This window comes from Psychroserpens sp. S379A, assembly GCF_049800755.1.
Classification (GTDB): domain Bacteria; phylum Bacteroidota; class Bacteroidia; order Flavobacteriales; family Flavobacteriaceae; genus Psychroserpens.
In genome coordinates, this window is record NZ_JBNAFQ010000002.1 from 885,141 (window position 1) to 905,067 (window position 19,927).

Below are 19,927 nucleotides of genomic sequence, written 5' to 3' on the forward strand. Positions count from 1 at the left end.
GATTCTAACATTACTTCTAGTTTAGCATTGTAAATAATAATAGAAGTTTTAGTCATGATAAATATCAATAACTTAGGATATAGTTACTCTAAAAAGGTGCAAATATTTAACAAGCTTGATTTAAGTTTTGCCTCAGGGAAAATATATGGGCTTTTAGGAAAAAATGGCGCTGGGAAATCGACACTTATAAAGAATATTACAGGAATGCTTTTTCCTACTGAAGGTGTTTGCGAAGTTTTTGGCTTTAGTCCTAAAAAGCGACAAGTGGGTTTTTTAAAGGAGTTGTTTTTCGTTCCAGAAGAGTATTATCTTCCAAGTTTAGAGATTCAAGAATTGGTAAATCTTTATCAAGATTTTTACCCCAATTTTGATGTCAATCAGTTTAATACATATTTAAACGAGTTTAAGATTGAAAAAAGTAAAAGAACCACACAATTGTCTCTAGGGCAAAAAAAGAAAGTATTAATTGGTTTTGCTCTATCTGCTAATACCAAAGTCTTAATTATGGATGAACCTACGAATGGTTTAGATATTCCTTCGAAGATTACATTTAGAAATATGATAAAAGATTCTTTTAAAGAAGATCGTATCGTAATTATAACCTCTCATCAAGTAAGAGATTTAGATGAATTAATTGATGCTATAATCATCATGAATGGCGGAAAAATTCTTTTAAATAATGATAAGGAGCAAATTGCAAAGCAATTACAATTTGAATTGTCTGATTCATCAAAAGACGATGCCACTATTCTTTATCAAGAGAAGGTTAGCAATGGCTATGCATCAATCAAAAAAAATACAACGAACATGTCTGGATATGTAGATATCGAATTATTGTTTAACGCAGTATTGGCTAATAAATTAAATTAATTGTTATGAGTATTTCAGTAATTACATTATTAATTAAAAGGCAATTTAAAGAGAGTTTTAAAATTTATGGTATTGGTCTTTTGGTTCTACTTGCATTATTGTTGTTTCTTTTTTTAATAGTGCATCAATGGCAAGATAGTTTTTCGGGAGCTGTTCAAAATGGCGTTTTTGTAATCGGTTTATTTCTAGGAGGAGGTGTTTTTTCTAATGCTATGTTTCATGAGTTTTCAAGCCCTCAAAGTGGCATGTGGTTATTGAGTATTCCTGCAAAGCATTCTGAGAAAGTAGTGAGTAGTATTATAATGTCTACATTGTTTTTTCTACTTGTATACATTGCTTTGTTTTATATAGCAGACATCTTGTATTTAATGCTAATAAGTAGTCAGGATTTACAAGCCATACTAAATCCGTTTAAAGACAATTTTTATCAATTTTTCTTTTTGTATTTATTGTTTAATGGTTTCATTTTATTAGGTAGTGTTGTTTTTAATACACATAGCTTTATTAAGACCTTATTGACAGGAGTTTTGTTTTTGATCTTGTTTAATTACATCAATACAACAATTCTAGAGTTTCTTATTCCAGAAACAACTCTCATTTCTAGTGTAGCATTTGATAGCTTTTTATTTTCTCATCAAGGTGAAAATATAAAAGTATTACTTACAGAAAAAGCAGACGTACCAAGTTGGGTATTTGTTAATGTTGTGTTGCCTATTTCAATTTGGTTTGCAGTATGGTTAAAGTTAAAAGAAAAAGAAATTTAGAATATGAAAAAAAGTAATCTGTTTTTAATAGGCTTGAGTATCGTTGTAGTTGCTGGAATGATCTTAACAAACGTTAATCTAAAAAAAGAGTATCAGAAAATTGATTTAACAAATCCGCATAAAAATTATGTGTCTGTAGCAGCTGAAGCTTACTCTGTGTTAGATATTTCGGGAAGTAATGGTTATCCAATTGAAGTAAGGTATCAAAAAACAAACGATATTAAAGTATTGCGTTCTCGATTAAGCCATTTTAAGAGTATTGTAAAGAATGATACATTGTTTATTGAATTTACAGGCTCAAATATTTCTATGCAACAACGTTTTAACTCTAACACACCACCAGGTATTATTGTTGGGAAAAATAAATTATCAAGTATTGAAATAGCTGATACTCATAATCGAGTTTCTGGTTTTTCCAACCAAGATTTAAAACTTGTATTAAAAGGGAATTCATATACAGAAATAAGTGATTGCAACATTAATTTACTTGAAGTTGATATGAAAAATAATAGTCAGATAGAGTTTGTAACCACCAATACAGCAGATTCTTTAGATATGACCATGAGAGATAAGTCAATTGCTAGAATGCAAGAAATTCATTTTCAATCTCTAAAACATCGTTTAAGCGATAGTGTTGTAGTTGTGTTGTCTAAAGGTGTTTTTAAAAACATATTAAAATAAAACGAGATGAACGTTGTAAATATCAAAACAATATCGACTGTTATTTTTGCCATTACATTTGTTACTATATTACCTCATACTGGATTTTTGAATTTTTTTCCTTTTGATTATACAGTTCCGATAATTGCATTTGTTTGGTGGTATTTAAAAAGAGACAAAGCGTCTTTTAAAGATATTGGGTTTAGTCTAAAAGACATTGGAATTAAACCATTATTGGTTGGGTTGTTATCTGCAATACTAATATTCCTCTTTATGCAGTTTGTTTTCTTTCCGATAATAGAAATTTTTGTAGAATTTAAGCCTGTAGATGTAGAACTATACAACAGTATTAGAAGTAAAGATGTTGCTTATTTTGTGTTTATTTTAATTTCGAGTTGGCTTGTAGGCGGAGTTTATGAAGAAATAGTTTTTCATGGATTCATATTTACACGTTTAGAAAACATTATAAATGGAAGATTTAAAACGGTTATTTGTTTTTTAATTACGGCTTTAATTTTTGCGTTATATCATTTGCAATTGGGAGCAGCAGATACAATTAATGCGTTTTTGGTTGGAGCAGGTTATTTAGGGCTATTTTTATTTTATAAAAGAAATTTATGGTATGCTATATTTTGCCATGGCTTTTATAATACAATTGTAATAACATCACTATATTTAGGTTATATCTAATTTTATGACTTTAGATTATTTTATTAAAAAGAAAAATTCGTCTCTAACTATTAGAATACTAATACATGTATTGTTTTGGTTTTTAGTAAGTGTTAGTTCGTATTTTTTTATAAAAAATTCATACAGCGTATATAAAGATACACCTGTAAGTTATTTAGAGCCAATAAAAAATACAATTGGTTTAGTAGTGGTTTTTTATCCGTTAATGTATGTTTTAATTCCTCGGTTTCTGAAAACAAAGCAATGGCATATTCTTATTCTTTATGTTTCAACACTCATTTTTTTATATGTTTTTATTGAGGCTTTAGGCGAGAAAATGATGTTTCATTTTTGTGACAGTTGTCGTATTATCGCAGAAGATAAAAATCCTGCACACCTAAGCGTTCTTCAAAAAGGGCTTATCGATAATATATTATATAAGGCTTCTAATATTGGGTTGTTTTTTAGTCTGTTTTCAAGTCTTATACTTCCCATCTCCATAAAAAGCAGTTTAGGTTATTATGAGTTTTATATTAAAAACCTTCATTTAGAAAAAGAGAACGCACAATTAGAGCTTAATTTTTTAAAAGCTCAGGTTAATCCTCATTTTTTATTTAATACCTTAAATAACTTATATGGTTTAATACTTCATAAACGTACAGAAGCATCAGCAGAAACGGTAACGCGACTTTCAGATTTTATGCGTTATTCATTAGAAAATGCCAACAAAAAGCATCTTGTATTATTAGAAGAAATTGAATTAATAAAAAACTATATTGAACTTGAAAAGCTGCGTTTAAATTATACTAAAGTAGTGTTTGTAACTAATGCAGAAGAGAGCGATAAAAAGTTACCACCTTTATTGTTTATTCCTCTAATAGAAAATGCCTTTAAGTACAACGTCGATAAAAAAGATACTACTATAAAAATGCATTTAATGATACAAGATCATACACTAGAGTTTAGTATTAGCAATACTTTTGGCAATCATAAAACAAAAAACGATTCAGGAGGATTGGGTTTGAGTAATTTAAAGAAACGATTAGACTTGTATTTTATAGACACCTATGTTTATAAAGTAGACATTAAGAATTCTATTTATAAAGCTTATCTTAAACTTGATTTAAAATGAAAACCATAAATGCTTTAATTGTAGATGATGAGCCTCTTGCACGAGAAATCATTCAAACCTTTATAGATAAAGTTCCAAACTGGACCGTTATTGACATATGTATAAATGCTGAAGAAGCCTATGAGTCGCTTCTAAAACATGATATAGATGTATTGTTTTTAGATATACAAATGCCAGTTATATCAGGTGTTGAGTTTCTTCAATCATTACAAAATCCGCCTTTGGTTATTTTCACGACTGCGTATAGTGAATATGCTTTAAAAGGCTTTGAATTAAATGTTGTAGATTACTTGTTAAAGCCAATTTCATACAGTCGTTTTTTTCAAGCAGTAGAAAAAGCAAATGCCAAGTTTTTAACTAAAAACGAAGCATTAAAAACACGTGAAAAAGAGCACAATTACTTTTTTGTTAAGTACGAAGGCAAGCTTTTAAAAATTATTTTTTCAGATATTATATATATAAAAGCAGAACAAGAATATAGTTATATTGTTTCTAAAGACAAACCTTTACTGGTAAGTATGCATTTAAAGTTGTTAGAAACCATATTGCCAGAAAAAATATTTACAAGAATACATCGATCTTATATTGTACCTCAAGAAACGATAACATCTATTTACGGAAACACAGTTCAAATAGGAGATGCTATTAAATTACCTATTGGAAGCAAATACAAAGAAAATTTGATGCAAAAATTAAAGATAAAATAGTGTCTGTTTGAGAGTGTGTTAAAAATACTGTGTTATGCTGTTTTTCTTTTCTTGTTTTTTTACGACTGACCATTCTTTTTAAATAGGAAGTCTTCAAAAAAAATGGGGCAACTATATTAATGGAAGCTGATTACAAATAAAGAAAATGTACTGTATTAGTTTGCTAGAGTAGACATTACTTTTAAGAAATCTAGTTTTCTAGATCTAGAAATGCTAACAGTGTCATTATTATTCATAATAATATAGCCACCATCGGCTTTCATATATTTTTTTACTTCTTTTAAATTAATAAGAAAACTATTGTGTACACGCATAAAACCTTGCTCTAAAAGTAAGTTTTCGTATTCTTTTAAGTTTTTACTAACGAGTAGTTTTTCAGAATTTTTAAGCTTGAAAATGGTATAAGAACCTTCGGCTTTGCAGTAAATGATATCATTAATTTCAATAAATTCAAATCCATCAGATGTTGCCAAACAAATTTTATTCAATTTAGGTTTTTGCAATTTTAAATTAAGCATCAAAGTTTCTAATTGTTTTTTGTAAACAGCTTGGTTTTTTTTGGTTTGAGCTTTATTAACTGCAAGTTGTAATTCGTCTAAATCTATAGGTTTTAAAAGGTAATCAAGAGAACTAAATTTAACAGCTTTAATGGCATATTGTTCAAAAGCTGTTGTGAAGATGACTTCAAAATTAAGATGTGATACTTGACTAAGAACATCAAATCCAGTGCCTGTTTGTAATTCAATGTCTAGAAAAACAACATCTGGTTTTAATTCTTTAATAGTCTTAATAGCGTCATTTACATTAGCAGCAGTGCCTATAACAGTAATGTCTACACAAAACTCTTCTAAAAGATTTTTTAAGGTTTCTCTACTATGTCTTTCATCTTCAACTATAACTGCTCTTAAGCTCATAATTTTTATTTTAATTGAATTTTTATAATAACGGTCGTTCCTAAAGGATTTTGGTTAGAGTCTTTTTTATCTATAATTTCAAGAGTATTAATTTTAGTATTTAAATTCTCTAACCTTTGCTTTGTAACCTCTAAACCTCTAGATTGTATAGGCTTTTTATGATTAGAAGCTTCTCTACCTATGCCATTGTCGTCTACTTTACATATCAAAAAATCATTTTGTTTTGTAAATATAATATCAATGTTTTTTGGTTCAGTAAGTTTTGGTAATAGTCCATGAATTATAGCGTTTTCAACAAAAGGTTGTAAAATCATAAACGGAATTTCAATTAAATCTGTATCTATTTTTTGATCTACAGTAATTTTATAATTAAAAACACCATCAAAGCGTAAAGACTCTAGTTCGAGATAATCTGTTAAAAGTTTTATCTCATCAGAAATAACAACATTAGTTTTTATTGAATTTTCTAAAACGTTTCTGATAAGGCGACTAAATTTTGATAAATATTTTAAAGTAGATATTTTGTTGTCTGTGGTTATTAAATGCTGTATAGCGCTTAACGAATTAAATATAAAATGAGGATTAATTTGAGCTCGTAAAGCTTGATTTTTATTAATAGATGCTTCGTTTTTTAGTTTAAATTTTTCTAAAATATTGGTGCGTGCTTTATAATTTAATCCAAATGCAAAAATTATAATTTCTGTTGCGCAGCCTATAATAATAAAATAGAGACTATCTAGAAATAATCCATCTTCAGGTTGTACAAAAAGAATATGTGCTAATGCAGATATACATAATGATAATGTTGCAAATGCAACAAAATATGCAAGACGATTTTTTGCAATATAAATGAGATATAAAAGTAAAGGTATGGTTGTTATGTAGTAAAAGTTAAATAAATAGGTGTTTATAAAAATTAACCCTTTAAAATTTTGACTAATGCCAAATATAAATAAGGCTATAATAATTAGTATGTTAGAACTAATTACAATCTTTAATATGTTGTGAAATACTGGGTAATTACTTTTGGTTTGTAAATAGCTCATGATGTAAAAAACATAAGCCAAATTAGCTAAATAAACAATGCTTTGAGAGCACCAGAACAGTAAAGTGTAATTGTCTTTAAAAAGAAATTGGTAGATGCCTAATTTATATCCGCAGGAATAAAAAAACAGCGTAATAATATATAGCGAATAATAGAAGAATTCGGGCTTCTTAATCATAAAGAAAAATGAGAGGCTCCAAAACCAAGCTAAAATGCAAATGCCAGTAAAAATGTAATACGGCATTAATTGGGTTAAATCATTTTGAGAAAAGGTTCTGCTGAAAGAAGATGAAGCGCTTTTGAACTTCCAATTACTTATAGGTTCATTAAAGGTAACTCGTTTGACTTTTAAGTATAAAAAATCGTGATCTAGAATTAATTCTGAAGCTAATTTAGCTTCAGAATAATAATTATTATATCGAATTTTTTTACGTATTGAGTTCTTGTCAAAAAGGCCTATGTTTTTTGAGCTAACTTGATTGTCTAAAAAAAATAACTGTCCGTAGTCAAACGAATTGAACTTTAAAAAAAAGTGATTTTTGTTCTGGTTATTTAGATTTTTAAGATTTAGCTTAATCCAATAAATGTCATCTGCATTTGTTTTTTCTTTAAAGCTATTTGGACTTTTAAAATTGTTTGGGTTATTTAAAACATCATTGATGCCTAAAGTAGTGTCGTTGGTTTTGAATACTGTAAAATCTATATGATTACCTGTATAAGGTGTAGCTTGTTGCGCATAAGTATTAAAAAAAATACTGAATAATGTTATAATGAATACTGTGATAGATTTTATTAACAGACGCATTTAATTTAGATTAGGTAATTTTAAAGTGATAAGAGTGCCTTTTAATAACGAGTTGTCTTTAATTAAAGTAATATGTTTTTCAATATTGTAATTTTTAATTGTATTGAGTAATTGTATTTGGTCTTGCCATTTTGTGATTTGAGTTCTGTATTCTGGTGAATATTGAATCTCACTTTCAAGAATGGCGTCATATTTATGCTCTATAGTTAAAATTACATTGTTATTGTTAACTTTAAAATTAGCATTTAATGATTGATTATTGTGTTGATTTATGATAGCGTATTCAATAATGTTTTCAAATAAAGTTTGAATAACGAATGCTGGAATTTTTGTGTTTTCTAATTCAGAGCTGTTATCAATATTGATAGTGTATTTAAATCTATTGCTATAACGTAGTTCTTGCAGTTTAAGATACCAGTTAAGCATATTTACTTCATCTTTTAAGTAAACTAAATCTTCTTCAAGATATTTTAAGTAAAATCTAATGAGCTTACTAAAAATTGATAAATATTCTAAAGATGATTTTTTGTTTCCTTCGGTGATAAAGTATTGTATAGCATTTATAGCATTAAATACAAAATGAGGGTTTAGTTGTGATTTTAATGCTTGTAATTTTAAAGCTAACATCTCTTCTTTTATTTGAAGAAATTTCTGCTGTTTTTTTATTAATGCGTTGTTAGCTCTTATACTTTTAATTTTCACAGCACAAATAGAAGCAATAGCAGAGAACATCTTTAAGTGTTGATTGGTGAAAAAATTTTTCTCAGGATGTTCACAATCAATGACACCATAAATAATATCTTCATATGCAATTGGAACGCATATTTCAGATAACCTTTGCTCATCATCTATAATATATCTGTTGTCTTTAGAGGTGTCTGAAATAATTTCGGGATTTCCAGTTTTTGCCACAGATCCAGTTATGCCTTCACCAAGTTTTATGTCAACAGGATTATGAATGTTTTTATCTTTAGGATTTTTTGGACCATAAGCCGCTTTTTGAACAAGAACATTCTTCTGTTTATCTAATACATAAATAACACAATCTACCAAGCCTAATTTTGAGATACAGTTCTTCGCTAAGTCCCAAAGAATATCATCTTCATTTTCTTTTCCAATAAACGAATTAGAGAAATAAACTAAAAGATTTTCAAATTGTTCTACAGTTAAAATAGGCTTCTTATTTAGCTGGGTCATTGAGTTTAATTTAAAAATAATAAATTTTATGTTTATTAAGTTAATGGTTTTTAACGTTTAAAACCTTTATGATTAATTGGCGTTTTGTTTTTTTAGATTATATGTAAGTGTTATTAGACCTTCGTCATAAGATTCTTTATTAATTAAATCGAAAGTATTAATGGTTTTTGATTTTCCAAATAAAGAAACCCCTTCACCTAATATGATAGGATTTAGTTTTAATATTAATTGATCAATCAGCCCATTATCAAGTAACCATCCAGCAAATTGTCCTCCTCCACATAAATAGATGTCTGTTTCAGAGTTGTTTTTTATTTCATTTACTTTTTCAATGTCAATGGTTTCTATTTTAACCTGTTTTGAAAGATTATCAATCTTAAGTGTGTTAGAGAAAATATGATGATTCATGTGTTGGTATGCTGGTTGTCCAGGTTTAAGACCGTATTGATATCCGAACTCATATGTTTTACGTCCCATAATAACTGTTTTGAATTTTAAAAGGTCGGTTTGATATTTTTCTATTCCTTTTCCTTGAAAAATAAACTTACTTACATCATCATTTAAACCAGCAATATAACCATCTAAAGAACTTGCAACATAATATATTACTTTTTTCATTTTATTACTTTTTAATAATTCTAAAAAATTCTCTATCAAAAATTGAAAAATAATCTTCAGCTTTAAAAGCTTCTTAATAAGATATGTATTTTCAACTTTAGAATAAAAGTATTGTTTATTTAATTGAGGTTGTGTTTTTTTCCTTTTTTTAATAAATCTTTTGCTTCAGACCAATTAGGAATTTCATTACTATATATAACAGTTGTACGTATTTCTTTAGCAATTTTACTACTGCTCTTTATAGCTTTAAGATGTGCGCCAGAAGTAGAAAACGATTTCATATCTTCTTCATTGCGCCACATGGTTATTGTATAGTGTGTTGTCCAGAATCCTCGTTTTTTAAATTTTATACAGTTGGTTTTCTTAAGTTGTAAGGTTGTAAATAGAGCATAGTGTGATAATTGAAAAAAGTGAAATATTGATTTTAGTTTTATTGATGAAATTGCAACTACCATAGTTTGCGTGTTTTTATTACGATTGCATCTTTTATACCAAAAGATGCAATCGTAATAATTAATTATTGAGTAATAAAAATGTCTAAAGTGAGTGAAGCATTTTGTCCATCAAAATCAAAACTTTTTGTTTGTAAAACACCAGTTCTGCCATCGTCTGTTTTAAAGTAGAATAAGCTTCCTACAATATCTATTTGTTCTGCTTTTTGTTCATTAGCCTCTGTAAATGGGGTGTAAGTATAAGCCTGCTCTATTTCGTAAACATCAAAAATATTATATGTGCTGGTAATAAGAGATTCACTTGGGCTAAAAACAGGTTCTTTAAATGTTGTAGTAGCTTTATTTTGCATACCATTGGTTAAAACGGCTTCTGCAATGATATTTGGCGAACCTAAATAGAAACCAGATTCGTTTACACTAAAGATTGCAAAAATGTCTTGATCTAAATTAACATCTACAGCAGTATCATGATTTACTGCACTTACATGACTTGTGCTATTTACATGTAGATAGTAAGGAATGGTAATATTTCCATTTGGTGGATTTACAGTTTGAACAGTAACTTGGCTTTTAGTCATAGGTCTTCTAACATTTACTTCAGCAAAATTCAACGAAGCGCTATTACCATTTACGTCTGTGATAACTGCTTGAAAGTAGAGTTCGGTTTCCACTTCATTTTCGCTATTTAAAATGTAATTTAATTCATATGTAAACTCATTACTATTGCTAATGTAATTAGGATGATTAGTGTCTATAGTTTCATATTCAGTTGTATTGCCATCAAACACTTTGTAGATTGTTAGTGTATCAAAGCCATCTTCTGCTACTGCATTAATTTGATGATTTAGAGTGCCTAAAGTCGGACTTCCTAAAACGGCATCAAAAATACCTTCTTCACCATTTGTGAGCACAACTGTAGGTTGTATGTATTCTGTTTCAGGATCTGAATTAGTAGTAGTGCTGTCGTCATCACTACTACAGCTAGTTAAAATAACTGCTAAAAATGTAAAATAGCACAAGGTTCTTAAATGATTTAACTGTAGTTTTTTGAAGTTAAACTTTTGATTTGTTTTTAAATACGTCATGATAATTTGTTTTAAAATTTGGTAAGGCAAACCTAGACATGTGAAGCAGAACGATTTTATAAGAATTGACGAATGGTATTTTGTAATTGATTAATGGTTTTTAAGTTATTAAGTCTTGATGATGTTTTAATTTTTTGATTCAAAGACACCATACATCAATTCAAACCAACCAATAATCAAATATTGAAGCATATCACTTATCTAAGTCTTTAGTTTTGATGTGAATTAAAATAATAAAGTATGAAGTTTAAAATTACTTGTGTCGTATTCCTATTTACGACAATTTGTATTAAAGCACAGACTGTTTCAAAACAGGTCATAGGTAGCTCAGGTTTAGAGTTTGCAAACAATATGTACACTACAAACTTTACAGTTGGAGAAGTAATTGTTGGTAAGGTAGAAAATGGCAGTGTAATTAATCAAGGTTTTTGGGCAAACTTAGTTAACGATGAGACCTTGTCTTTAAGTGCTTCTTTGTTAAAAGAGGTCAATGTGTATCCTAATCCTGTAGCAGATTTTATTCAAATTAAGTTCAACACTAATCACACAAAAAAATATTTAGCTCAATTGTTTGATAGCTTAGGGAAGCAAGTTTTTTCTACAGCATTTTGGTCTCATGACCAGGTTAAGTTGTTAAATGTTTCTAATGTGCAAACAGGAGTTTATTTTTTAAAAATAACTGAAATCAAATCAAATTATAATAAAACTTTAAAAATCTTAAAACAATAAATTATGAATTTAGTTTTACCAATACTAAGAATTATAACAACACTAATAGTTGTGTTGTCAAGTAGCTTGTTATACGCTCAATCAGGAATTAATTATCAAGGTGTAGCTAGAAACACTGAAGGGCAGTTAATGGTTAGCGAGAGTATAGATTTAGAAATCTTAATTAGAAAAGGAGTGCCCAATGGTACAATTGCTTATGGAGAATTACATAATGTTATGACAGATGCTAATGGTGTTTTTTCAATTGTAATTGGGCAAGGGACACCATCAGCTATACCTTACGATTTGGTAAGTTGGGCTGAAGATACACATTATTTAAATGTATGGCTTAATGGTGTAGAGGTTGGTACAACTCAATTTTTGGGTGTTCCTTATGCTTATGCAATAGGAAAATGGCAAGCCCATAAAAATGGTGTTACACCTAAAGGAACAGGAGGTTCAATTTATATTGGTGATAATGTAGGACAGGATGATGATTTTAGTGACAATAATAATATTGGTATAGGGAACGAAGCTTTAAAAAGTAATATTAATGGTTATAATAACATAGCTTTAGGAAGTGAATCTTTAAGTCTTAGTGCTGATACAAATACAAATATTGGTATAGGAACTAATACTTTAAAGAAAAATACTGGAAGTAATGCTAACATTGCAATGGGTGTTGGAAGTTTATCAAATTTAGAAACTAGTAATGCCATTGGTTATAGAGGAAATAATTTAGCAATAGGATTTAATGCTCTGCATAATAATATTGATGGCACTAGAAATATTGCTTTAGGAAATGGAGCTTTGTATCATAATATTAATGGTACTAGAAATATTGCCATCGGAGTTTTTGCTGGATTAAATAATTTAGGAACTAACAATATTTTTATAGGTTCAAGCGCAGGAAGCCAATCAGATTTTCATAATGCCAATAATACACTTATTATTGATAATGCTGCTTCAGGGTCAGTAACTAGTATACCGTTAATTTATGGTGAATTTGATAATCATATATTAGGTTTTGATGCTAAAGTAGGTATTGGCACAACCACACCTAATGCGCCGTTACACATTACAACAAATAATGATGTTAGTTTAGAAATAGCAACAGGTGTAGTTGTTTTGGGAAATGAATTAGAGCATAATTTAGCTATGGATGGTGATGAAATTCAAGCTAGAAATGGTGGATTGGCATCAGATTTATTTTTACAAAATGAAGGTGGAAATGTTAGAGTAGGTGGAACCATTGTTTATGCTTCCGATAGACGCTTAAAAGAAGATATTCAAGATATTTCTTTTGGTTTAAACGAAATTCTTATGTTGCGTCCAACAGAGTATTTTTGGAAAAATAAAATTCAAAAACACAAATCATTAGGTCTAATTGCTCAAGAAGTAAATGAAGTTATAGAGAGTATAGTAACATATGATAAAAAACAAGATAAGTATGGTGTAAGTTACACAGAATTGATTCCTGTACTTATTAAAGCCATACAAGAGCAACAAGTTATTATAAATAAGCAAGATAAGATAATGCAGACTTTTGCAAAACGCTTGGCTGTTTTAGAAGAAAATCTAGGAAACAAATAATTTACGAAAGAATGAAATATAGGTTAGTAATACATTCTTTATTCATATTTCTTATTAAGAATATTGATTATGGGTAGTTTTGAATCTACTTATTATTCACAATAGGTTCTTTTACAAGAAAAGAAAGTAAGATCATTAACCATACTATAAAAAAATGAAAAATGATAAAGTATAGAGTTGATTTTTGTAACAATAAGTTGAGTCATAATATGTTTTTTGCATGAGACTATTTAATAGTTATATAGACTAAAATATGAAATATCTCTGCTTTGGTTGAGAACCTTATTAGGTAAGAATTGCATAAAATTTAAGAATTGAGGATATAAAATGGTTTAATAATCAATTTTATCCTCTTTTTTTGTCCATTCTTGAAATGGCTTTAAAGCAATATCTCGAGCCAATTGCTCAAAAGGAATACTTCTTTCAGAATAAGGAAGCGGAATTTCTTTATAGATAAACTCATCATCAAAGCCAATATTAGCAGCATCAACTTGATTGCTTCCATAATAAACTTTATCAGGTCTAGCCCAATAAATGGCACCTAAACACATTGGGCAAGGTTCACAAGAGGTGTAAACTTCACAGCCATCTAATTGAAATGAGTTGAGGTTTTTGCATGCATCTCTAATAGCTGTAACTTCAGCATGAGCAGTTGGATCATTTGTTGATGTGACTTTGTTGTTTCCTCTGCCTACAATTTTTCCGTCTTTAACAATCACACATCCAAATGGTCCACCTTCGTTGTTATTCATTCCTTTTAGAGCAGCATTTACAGCTTCTTTCATAAATTTATCTTTGCACATAATTTAACGCGATTATTTAAAAAGTATAAGTTAATTTTTTAATTTAATTCTTAAACCAAAAAACCCGATTCAATTAGAATCGGGCTTTTAGTGGTGGTGCCTCCAGGAATCGAACCAGGGACACAAGGATTTTCAGTCCTTTGCTCTACCAACTGAGCTAAGGCACCAGTCGTTTTAAACGAGAGTGCAAATATATATGCATTTTTAGTATTACCAAAAAGAAATTTTAAAAATTTACAGCTTTTCTATGTATTAAAAGAATAACTTCAATATTTCCATAGATTATTATGTTATTTTTTGGTTAAACAGATAGTAACTATTTTTTGCATTTTGTAAGTTTACGGCTTATTGGTTTTTGAATGAATTTAATCATAGATGTAGGAAACACTTATGTAAAACTAGCAGTTTTTCATAACAATGTATTGTTTGAAAAATTAACAGTTGAGTATAATGAGTTTTTAAAAACTGCTCTAAAGATATTAGAGAAGTATCCTATCATTTCTAAAGGAGTCATATCTTCTGTTGGAAAACTAAAAAGCAAAGATGTTCAAATAGTAGCTTCTAAAATAAATCTTTTATTACTAGACTCAAATACCAGATTACCATTTAAGAACAGTTACAAAACACCTAAAACTCTTGGTGTTGATCGTATTGCTCTAGTTGCTGCATCTGTAGATCAACATTCTAATAATAATGTGTTAATTATTGATGCAGGAACCTGTATTACTTATGATTTTATTACTGATAAGAATGAATATTTAGGAGGCGCAATTTCTCCAGGTGTCAGATTACGATATCATAGCTTACATAATTTAACCGCAAACCTTCCGTTATTAGATTCTAAACTGCCTGAATCCCTTATAGGAAAATCAACCGATAGTTCAATTCATTCTGGAGTAATTTTTGGTGTTTTAAAAGAAATAGATGGTGTTATTAATGAGTACAACAAAAAATATTCAGATTTAACAGTTATTTTAACAGGTGGTGATACCAATTTCTTGTCTAAACAATTAAAAAATGGCATATTTGCGAATTCAAATTTTCTTTTAGAAGGTTTGAATTTTATTTTAGAATATAACTCACAATAATGATAAAAAAAATTGTAATAGTTTTCGTTACTTTTTTTGCATTACAAATAAATGCTCAAGAGGGTACAGCTTCGCCATATTCGTTTTATGGAATCGGATCTTTAAAATTTAAAGGCACAGTTGAGAATAGAAGTATGGGAGGATTGAGTATTTATACCGATAGTATTCATGTAAACCTGAGAAATCCAGCAGCTTATGTTGGTCCAAACTTAAAGCTTTTTAATAATGAAAGTCGCCCTGTTAAGTTTGCAATTTCTGCAAGTCATAACAGTAGTGATTTAAAATCAGATTCTGGAAGCGAAAAAACAAGTGCTACCACAGTTGATTATCTGGCAATGGCAATGCCATTAGGAGATAAATTTGGATTTGGTTTAGGGATACTGCCTTATACTTCAGTAGGTTATAAGTTAGAAGACTTTTCTAATAATCAAATAGAGAACAGGTATAGAGGCGAAGGAGGTTTGAATAGAGTGTTTTTAGGATTGGGTTACAGAATTACTGATAAACTTAGTTTTGGTGTTGATGTGAATTATAATTTTGGAAACATAGAAAATACTGCAATAGAATTTTTATATGATGAAGATGGTGTGCCAATAGAGTATAAGTCAAGAGAGCATAATAGGTCTGAACTTAGTGGATTAAATGTTAACCTTGGTTTAACTTATAAAACCATGATAAGTGATAAGCTTGAATTACAATCAGGATTAACATATTCACCTCAAAGTAATATTGTGTCAAGAAACACTCGTTCTTATGCAACAATTGTATTAAGTGAGCAAAGTGAACAGGAGTTTGAAGTCAATTCTATCGATGCCGATTTAGAATCACTTGGATTAGATAAAACAGATTTAACTCTGCCTTCTAGGTTTTCAATTGGAGCAGGAATAGGTAAACCTAGAAAATGGTTTTTAGGAGCTGAATATACATTTCAAAACACAAGTAAGTTCTCTAATCCAATTATTACTATTGAAAATGCAACTTTTGTTAATGCCTCAAATATATCTTTAGGAGGTTTTTTTGTTCCTGATTATAATTCCTTTTCTAGTTATTTAAAAAGAATGACTTATAGAGCAGGAATTCATTTTGAAAATACAGGTTTAGAAATCAATAATGAAAAAATTAATGAGTTTGGCATATCTTTTGGAGTTGGATTACCAGTTGGGAAATGGTTTTCAAATGCTAACCTTGGATTTGAACTTGGCAGAAGAGGAACAACTAGCCAAAATTTAATACAAGAAAATTTTGTGAATTTCCAACTAAGTTTATCATTAAATGATAGATGGTTCCAAAAAAGAAAATATAACTAACGTAAAATGAATATAATGAAAACGAGAATTATTTTAGTATTAGCTGCTTTGTTTTTAACAGCAAACTTTAGTTTTGCTCAACAAGATGAAGAGTGTATGCTTAACCTCACCTTAATGAGTGACTTTGTTAAGAGTAAAAAATATGATGAAGCTTACGAACCTTGGATGAAAGTTAGAAATAAATGTCCTAAGTTTAGTTATGCAATATATGCTTACGGTGAAAAAATATTGAAGCACAAAATTAAAAATTCTACTGGTCAAGAGAAGCTAGATTTTATCAATGATCTAATGCTTGTTTGGGATAAAGGTATGGAGTACTATCCAAGCAAATATGATTTAGGAGAGGTTTTAGGAGATAAAGGCTTATTAATGTATGATAATCAAAAAGAACTTGGTTTAACCGATAAACAAGTGTACGATGCTTTTGATAAAGCATACACGACAGATCTTAAACACTTTACAAGTGCTAAAGGTTTATATGTATACTTTACTAAAATTGTTGATTTGTTTAAAGCTAATCAAGCACCAATTCAAGATGTATTTAATAAATACGATGATGTGTCAGAACAATTAGAAACAATTAACAAAGATTATACGGTTAAGTTAAACAAGATCATTGAAAAGGAAGAAGCTAGTCAAGCATTAACTAAGAGTGATAAAAAATACAAACCGTTTTATCAAAAATCTATTGAAGCTAATAATAAGATTTCAGGAAGTTTAGATACATATCTTGGTCAATTAGCAAACTGTGAAAATTTGATTCCTTTGTATAAAAAAGATTTTCCTACATATAAAGACGATGCAGTTTGGTTAAAAAGAGCTGTAAGTAGAATGTATAATAAAGAATGTACAGATGATCCTTTATATGTTGAATTGGTAAAAGCGTATGATGCAACAGCACCTTCAGCAGATACTAAATACTTTGTAGCTACAATTTTATACAAGCAAGGTAAAAATAGCGAAGGAGATGATTATATCAAACAAGCTTATGAGTTAGAAACTGATGTCTTTAAAAAAGGACGTTTAGCAAAGAAAATTGCTAATGGCTACAAGAAAAGAGGAAGTTATAGTGCTGCTAGAAAATATTACAGAGAAGCCTTAAAACTTAACCCTTCAGATGGAGCACCTCACTTACAAATTGCGTCTATGTATGCAAAAAGTGCAAACAGTTGCGGAACAGATAATTTTACTAAAAGAGCTGTGTTTTGGTATGCTGCACAAGAAGCTCTAAAAGCGGGAAGAGTTGATGCAAGTATGAAAAAGAGTGCACAACAAGCTGCAAATTCATATAATGCAAATGCGCCTTCTAGGGCTGAGATTTTTGAAAAAGGAATGGCTGGTAAAACGATTAACATTGGATGTTGGATTAGTGGTAGTGTAAAAGTTCCTAATCTGTAAATGAAAATTAAGGTTTTACATATTAATATATACATAGTCACAACAATTGTTGTGACTATGTTTTTTTCATGTAAAAACAATTTTAAAGAAGTACAACAAATAGGAATATTACAAAACCAACCTATAGGTGAAGCTAAAAATATCGATTTAAGATATACCGAAGTTGAAGATGACAATGGAAGAGTTATTGCTAACTTGAAAAGCCCTAAAATGCTAGATTACTCAAATCGAAGTTTTTCGTTTTCAGAATTTCCCGAAGGTGTACATTTATCACTTTATGATGAAAATGGAGACAAAAATATTATTCTGGCTGATTATGCAATCGTTTATAACAAAACTGATTTGATTGATTTACAAGGTAATGTGGTTTTAATCACGCCTCAAAATGATAGTCTTTTTGCAGATCAACTGTATTACGATCAAAAACGAGAATGGTTATTTACCAATCAACAAGTAAGATTAAAATCTGCAACCTCTAATAATGGTCGAGGAAATATTTTTGATTCCGATACCAAATTTAAAAACTATACCATTCTTGAAGGAAGTGGAGATATGCTTTTAAAAGATTAATAGTTGAAATAGTTTAGCAAAACATCTTTATCTTTGTAGTAAATATTTATATTCAAAATGAAGCTACTTCAGTTTTTTCAATACGTATACCTCTTTTTTGCTGTACTTTTTATCTATGATGGATTTGCTAGTTTAAATGATGGTACAAATAGATCAATTATATCATTTGTGTTTGCTGGTTTATCTATATTCATGTTTTTCTTCAGAAAACGTTTCAGAAAAAAATTTGACGACAAGAATAACTAATTAAGTATGGATTTAAGCATCCTTGTCATTATTTTAATGTTATTGCTTTCTGCCTTCTTTTCAGGTATGGAAATTGCTTATGTGTCGTCTAATAAAATTCATATTGAAATTGAAAAAAAGCAAGGCGATTTTCTTGCTAGGTTGTTAACACGCTTAACGGCAAAACCTTCTAAATTTATCGCTACAATGCTTATTGGAAACAATATAGCATTAGTCGTATATGGATTGGTAATGGGAGATGTTTTGGTAAATTGGTTTCAGTCTAAACTTCCAACAGATTATCAAGTTGTTAATTATTTACTTAATGATTTAAGTCTGCTTACTCAAACAATTATTTCTACGGTTGTAATTTTAATAACAGCCGAATTTTTACCAAAAGTATTCTTTCAGATTTATGCCAATTCCTTCTTGAAAATTTTTGCATTTCCTGCGTATTTGTTTTACCTATTATTTTGGTTTTTATCGTCGTCTGTTATCTGGATTTCAGATAAAGTTTTAAAAACAATTTTTAAAACAAATGGAGATGATATTCAATTGGCAATGACAAAAGTAGAGCTTGGTAATTATATAAGTGAGCAAATGCAGTCTGTTGAAGAACATGATGAAGTGGATAGCGAAATTCAAATTTTTCAAAATGCTCTAGAGTTTTCCGAAGTTAAAGCTCGCGAAGTGATGGTGCCTCGAACCGAAATTATTGCTGTTGACGTGAATGAGTCTGTAAAAAATATTAGAACCATGTTCATTGATAGCGGATTGTCAAAAATTTTGGTATATCGAGATACTATCGATGATATTCTAGGTTATGTGCATTCGTTTGAGCTATTTAAAAAACCTAAATCAATCAAAGCTATTACATTGCCTGTGGTGTATGTACCAGCAACAATGTTGGTAAAAGATGTACTTAATATTTTAACAAAAAAGCGCAAAAGTATTGCTGTAGTTATTGACGAGTATGGAGGAACAGCTGGTATTATGACAGTTGAAGATATTATAGAAGAGCTTTTTGGCGAAATTGAAGATGAGCACGATAGTGTTGAACTTACTGAAGAAAAGATAGATAGTAATCGTTTTAAGTTTTCTGCACGATTAGAAGTCGATTATATCAATGAAACATACAAGCTAAATCTTCCAGAAGGTGAAAATTATGAAACACTAGGTGGTTTAATTGTTAATGAAGCCGAAGACATTCCGCAAGAAGGTGATGAAGTTACTATAGACGTTTTTAAATTTAAAATTTTAGAGGTGTCTTCAACAAAAATTAACATTGTCGAATTGCATGTTACAGAAGAAGATTAA

At 29.2% G+C, this 19,927-nt stretch carries 21 protein-coding genes and 1 tRNA gene; 14 read left to right on the forward strand and 8 right to left on the reverse strand.

Going from position 1 to position 19,927, the window contains the following annotated elements; all coding sequences use genetic code 11:
• The first annotated feature begins 54 nt into the window (after window positions 1–54).
• From ACP15M_RS08770 to ACP15M_RS08795, 6 genes are read left to right on the forward strand one after another with little or no spacing between them, the layout of a single operon-like run.
• Entirely contained in the window at window positions 55–870 is an 816-nt protein-coding gene (locus ACP15M_RS08770) for an ATP-binding cassette domain-containing protein (protein WP_425076819.1), read from the forward strand.
• A gap of 5 nt (window positions 871–875) precedes the next feature.
• Entirely contained in the window at window positions 876–1,634 is a 759-nt protein-coding gene (locus tag ACP15M_RS08775) for a hypothetical protein (RefSeq protein WP_425076820.1), read from the forward strand.
• Window positions 1,635–1,637: 3 nt separating this feature from the next.
• Window positions 1,638–2,315 (forward strand): hypothetical protein, encoded by a 678-nt coding sequence (locus ACP15M_RS08780; RefSeq protein ID WP_425076821.1) that lies wholly within the window; start codon window positions 1,638–1,640, stop codon window positions 2,313–2,315.
• A 6-nt stretch (window positions 2,316–2,321) separates the two neighbouring features.
• On the forward strand, window positions 2,322–2,984 hold the full coding sequence (locus ACP15M_RS08785) for a CPBP family intramembrane glutamic endopeptidase (protein ID WP_425076822.1): 663 nt from the start codon (window positions 2,322–2,324) through the stop codon (window positions 2,982–2,984).
• 4 nt (window positions 2,985–2,988) lie between these two features.
• On the forward strand, window positions 2,989–4,095 hold the full coding sequence (locus ACP15M_RS08790; protein WP_425076823.1) for a sensor histidine kinase: 1,107 nt from the start codon (window positions 2,989–2,991) through the stop codon (window positions 4,093–4,095).
• Window positions 4,092–4,802 (forward strand): LytR/AlgR family response regulator transcription factor, encoded by a 711-nt coding sequence (locus tag ACP15M_RS08795; RefSeq protein ID WP_425076824.1) that lies wholly within the window; start codon window positions 4,092–4,094, stop codon window positions 4,800–4,802. Before ACP15M_RS08790 ends, ACP15M_RS08795 begins: the two co-directional genes overlap by 4 nt.
• A gap of 155 nt (window positions 4,803–4,957) precedes the next feature.
• Here the strand turns inward: ACP15M_RS08795 and ACP15M_RS08800 are convergent, their stop codons facing one another.
• The 6 genes from ACP15M_RS08800 to ACP15M_RS08825 all read right to left on the reverse strand — a co-directional run bounded on the left by ACP15M_RS08800 (window position 4,958) and on the right by ACP15M_RS08825 (window position 10,918).
• On the reverse strand, window positions 4,958–5,716 hold the full coding sequence (locus tag ACP15M_RS08800; protein WP_425076825.1) for a LytR/AlgR family response regulator transcription factor: 759 nt from the start codon (window positions 5,714–5,716) through the stop codon (window positions 4,958–4,960).
• 5 nt (window positions 5,717–5,721) lie between these two features.
• A complete protein-coding gene (locus tag ACP15M_RS08805) occupies window positions 5,722–7,566 on the reverse strand; it encodes a sensor histidine kinase (RefSeq protein WP_425076826.1) in 1,845 nt (614 codons plus the stop codon).
• On the reverse strand, window positions 7,567–8,763 hold the full coding sequence (locus tag ACP15M_RS08810) for a histidine kinase (protein WP_425076827.1): 1,197 nt from the start codon (window positions 8,761–8,763) through the stop codon (window positions 7,567–7,569). It abuts the gene before it with no gap.
• Between the two features lie 72 nt (window positions 8,764–8,835).
• Window positions 8,836–9,381 (reverse strand): dihydrofolate reductase family protein, encoded by a 546-nt coding sequence (locus tag ACP15M_RS08815; RefSeq protein WP_425076828.1) that lies wholly within the window; start codon window positions 9,379–9,381, stop codon window positions 8,836–8,838.
• Window positions 9,382–9,500: 119 nt separating this feature from the next.
• A complete protein-coding gene (locus ACP15M_RS08820; protein WP_425076829.1) occupies window positions 9,501–9,836 on the reverse strand; it encodes a DUF3291 domain-containing protein in 336 nt (111 codons plus the stop codon).
• Window positions 9,837–9,898: 62 nt separating this feature from the next.
• Window positions 9,899–10,918, reverse strand: a complete 1,020-nt coding sequence (locus ACP15M_RS08825) for a hypothetical protein (RefSeq protein ID WP_425076830.1) — start codon at window positions 10,916–10,918, stop codon at window positions 9,899–9,901.
• A 240-nt stretch (window positions 10,919–11,158) separates the two neighbouring features.
• Between ACP15M_RS08825 and ACP15M_RS08830 the strand changes: the two genes are divergently transcribed.
• Window positions 11,159–11,647, forward strand: coding sequence for a T9SS type A sorting domain-containing protein (locus tag ACP15M_RS08830; protein ID WP_425076831.1), 489 nt, complete (start codon window positions 11,159–11,161; stop codon window positions 11,645–11,647).
• A 3-nt stretch (window positions 11,648–11,650) separates the two neighbouring features.
• Window positions 11,651–13,219 (forward strand): tail fiber domain-containing protein, encoded by a 1,569-nt coding sequence (locus tag ACP15M_RS08835; protein ID WP_425076832.1) that lies wholly within the window; start codon window positions 11,651–11,653, stop codon window positions 13,217–13,219.
• Between the two features lie 332 nt (window positions 13,220–13,551).
• Here ACP15M_RS08835 and ACP15M_RS08840 read toward each other — a convergent pair whose 3' ends face one another.
• Together ACP15M_RS08840 and ACP15M_RS08845 are read right to left on the reverse strand one after the other, a co-directional pair.
• On the reverse strand, window positions 13,552–14,022 hold the full coding sequence (locus ACP15M_RS08840; RefSeq protein ID WP_425076833.1) for a nucleoside deaminase: 471 nt from the start codon (window positions 14,020–14,022) through the stop codon (window positions 13,552–13,554).
• Window positions 14,023–14,113: 91 nt separating this feature from the next.
• A tRNA-Phe gene (locus ACP15M_RS08845) sits at window positions 14,114–14,189 on the reverse strand.
• Between the two features lie 192 nt (window positions 14,190–14,381).
• On the opposite strand from ACP15M_RS08845, the gene ACP15M_RS08850 reads away from it, so the two are divergent.
• From ACP15M_RS08850 to ACP15M_RS08875, 6 genes are read left to right on the forward strand one after another with little or no spacing between them, the layout of a single operon-like run.
• On the forward strand, window positions 14,382–15,110 hold the full coding sequence (locus tag ACP15M_RS08850; RefSeq protein WP_425076834.1) for a type III pantothenate kinase: 729 nt from the start codon (window positions 14,382–14,384) through the stop codon (window positions 15,108–15,110).
• Window positions 15,110–16,417, forward strand: coding sequence for an OmpP1/FadL family transporter (locus ACP15M_RS08855; protein WP_425076835.1), 1,308 nt, complete (start codon window positions 15,110–15,112; stop codon window positions 16,415–16,417). Before ACP15M_RS08850 ends, ACP15M_RS08855 begins: the two co-directional genes overlap by 1 nt.
• Before the next feature lie 15 nt (window positions 16,418–16,432).
• Window positions 16,433–17,815: a hypothetical protein gene (locus ACP15M_RS08860; RefSeq protein WP_425076836.1), complete on the forward strand. Its 1,383-nt coding sequence runs from the start codon at window positions 16,433–16,435 to the stop codon at window positions 17,813–17,815.
• The gene (lptC, locus tag ACP15M_RS08865; protein WP_425076837.1) at window positions 17,816–18,385 is read left to right on the forward strand and encodes an LPS export ABC transporter periplasmic protein LptC; all 570 of its coding nucleotides are present in this window, start codon (window positions 17,816–17,818) and stop codon (window positions 18,383–18,385) included.
• A 57-nt stretch (window positions 18,386–18,442) separates the two neighbouring features.
• On the forward strand, window positions 18,443–18,631 hold the full coding sequence (locus tag ACP15M_RS08870) for a hypothetical protein (RefSeq protein WP_425076838.1): 189 nt from the start codon (window positions 18,443–18,445) through the stop codon (window positions 18,629–18,631).
• 6 nt (window positions 18,632–18,637) lie between these two features.
• Entirely contained in the window at window positions 18,638–19,927 is a 1,290-nt protein-coding gene (locus ACP15M_RS08875; protein ID WP_425076839.1) for a hemolysin family protein, read from the forward strand.

What these genes read in the sequence shown, in the direction of transcription:
- ACP15M_RS08770 (WP_425076819.1), top strand. Translation starts at nt 55, where the DNA reads ATGATAAATATCAATAACTTAGGATATAGTTACTCTAAAAAGGTGCAA.
- ACP15M_RS08775 (WP_425076820.1), top strand. Translation starts at nt 876, where the DNA reads ATGAGTATTTCAGTAATTACATTATTAATTAAAAGGCAATTTAAAGAG.
- ACP15M_RS08780 (WP_425076821.1), top strand. Translation starts at nt 1,638, where the DNA reads ATGAAAAAAAGTAATCTGTTTTTAATAGGCTTGAGTATCGTTGTAGTT.
- ACP15M_RS08785 (WP_425076822.1), top strand. Translation starts at nt 2,322, where the DNA reads ATGAACGTTGTAAATATCAAAACAATATCGACTGTTATTTTTGCCATT.
- ACP15M_RS08790 (WP_425076823.1), top strand. Translation starts at nt 2,989, where the DNA reads ATGACTTTAGATTATTTTATTAAAAAGAAAAATTCGTCTCTAACTATT.
- ACP15M_RS08795 (WP_425076824.1), top strand. Translation starts at nt 4,092, where the DNA reads ATGAAAACCATAAATGCTTTAATTGTAGATGATGAGCCTCTTGCACGA.
- ACP15M_RS08800 (WP_425076825.1), bottom strand. Translation starts at nt 5,716, where the DNA reads ATGAGCTTAAGAGCAGTTATAGTTGAAGATGAAAGACATAGTAGAGAA.
- ACP15M_RS08805 (WP_425076826.1), bottom strand. Translation starts at nt 7,566, where the DNA reads ATGCGTCTGTTAATAAAATCTATCACAGTATTCATTATAACATTATTC.
- ACP15M_RS08810 (WP_425076827.1), bottom strand. Translation starts at nt 8,763, where the DNA reads ATGACCCAGCTAAATAAGAAGCCTATTTTAACTGTAGAACAATTTGAA.
- ACP15M_RS08815 (WP_425076828.1), bottom strand. Translation starts at nt 9,381, where the DNA reads ATGAAAAAAGTAATATATTATGTTGCAAGTTCTTTAGATGGTTATATT.
- ACP15M_RS08820 (WP_425076829.1), bottom strand. Translation starts at nt 9,836, where the DNA reads ATGGTAGTTGCAATTTCATCAATAAAACTAAAATCAATATTTCACTTT.
- ACP15M_RS08825 (WP_425076830.1), bottom strand. Translation starts at nt 10,918, where the DNA reads ATGACGTATTTAAAAACAAATCAAAAGTTTAACTTCAAAAAACTACAG.
- ACP15M_RS08830 (WP_425076831.1), top strand. Translation starts at nt 11,159, where the DNA reads ATGAAGTTTAAAATTACTTGTGTCGTATTCCTATTTACGACAATTTGT.
- ACP15M_RS08835 (WP_425076832.1), top strand. Translation starts at nt 11,651, where the DNA reads ATGAATTTAGTTTTACCAATACTAAGAATTATAACAACACTAATAGTT.
- ACP15M_RS08840 (WP_425076833.1), bottom strand. Translation starts at nt 14,022, where the DNA reads ATGTGCAAAGATAAATTTATGAAAGAAGCTGTAAATGCTGCTCTAAAA.
- ACP15M_RS08850 (WP_425076834.1), top strand. Translation starts at nt 14,382, where the DNA reads ATGAATTTAATCATAGATGTAGGAAACACTTATGTAAAACTAGCAGTT.
- ACP15M_RS08855 (WP_425076835.1), top strand. Translation starts at nt 15,110, where the DNA reads ATGATAAAAAAAATTGTAATAGTTTTCGTTACTTTTTTTGCATTACAA.
- ACP15M_RS08860 (WP_425076836.1), top strand. Translation starts at nt 16,433, where the DNA reads ATGAAAACGAGAATTATTTTAGTATTAGCTGCTTTGTTTTTAACAGCA.
- lptC (WP_425076837.1), top strand. Translation starts at nt 17,816, where the DNA reads ATGAAAATTAAGGTTTTACATATTAATATATACATAGTCACAACAATT.
- ACP15M_RS08870 (WP_425076838.1), top strand. Translation starts at nt 18,443, where the DNA reads ATGAAGCTACTTCAGTTTTTTCAATACGTATACCTCTTTTTTGCTGTA.
- ACP15M_RS08875 (WP_425076839.1), top strand. Translation starts at nt 18,638, where the DNA reads ATGGATTTAAGCATCCTTGTCATTATTTTAATGTTATTGCTTTCTGCC.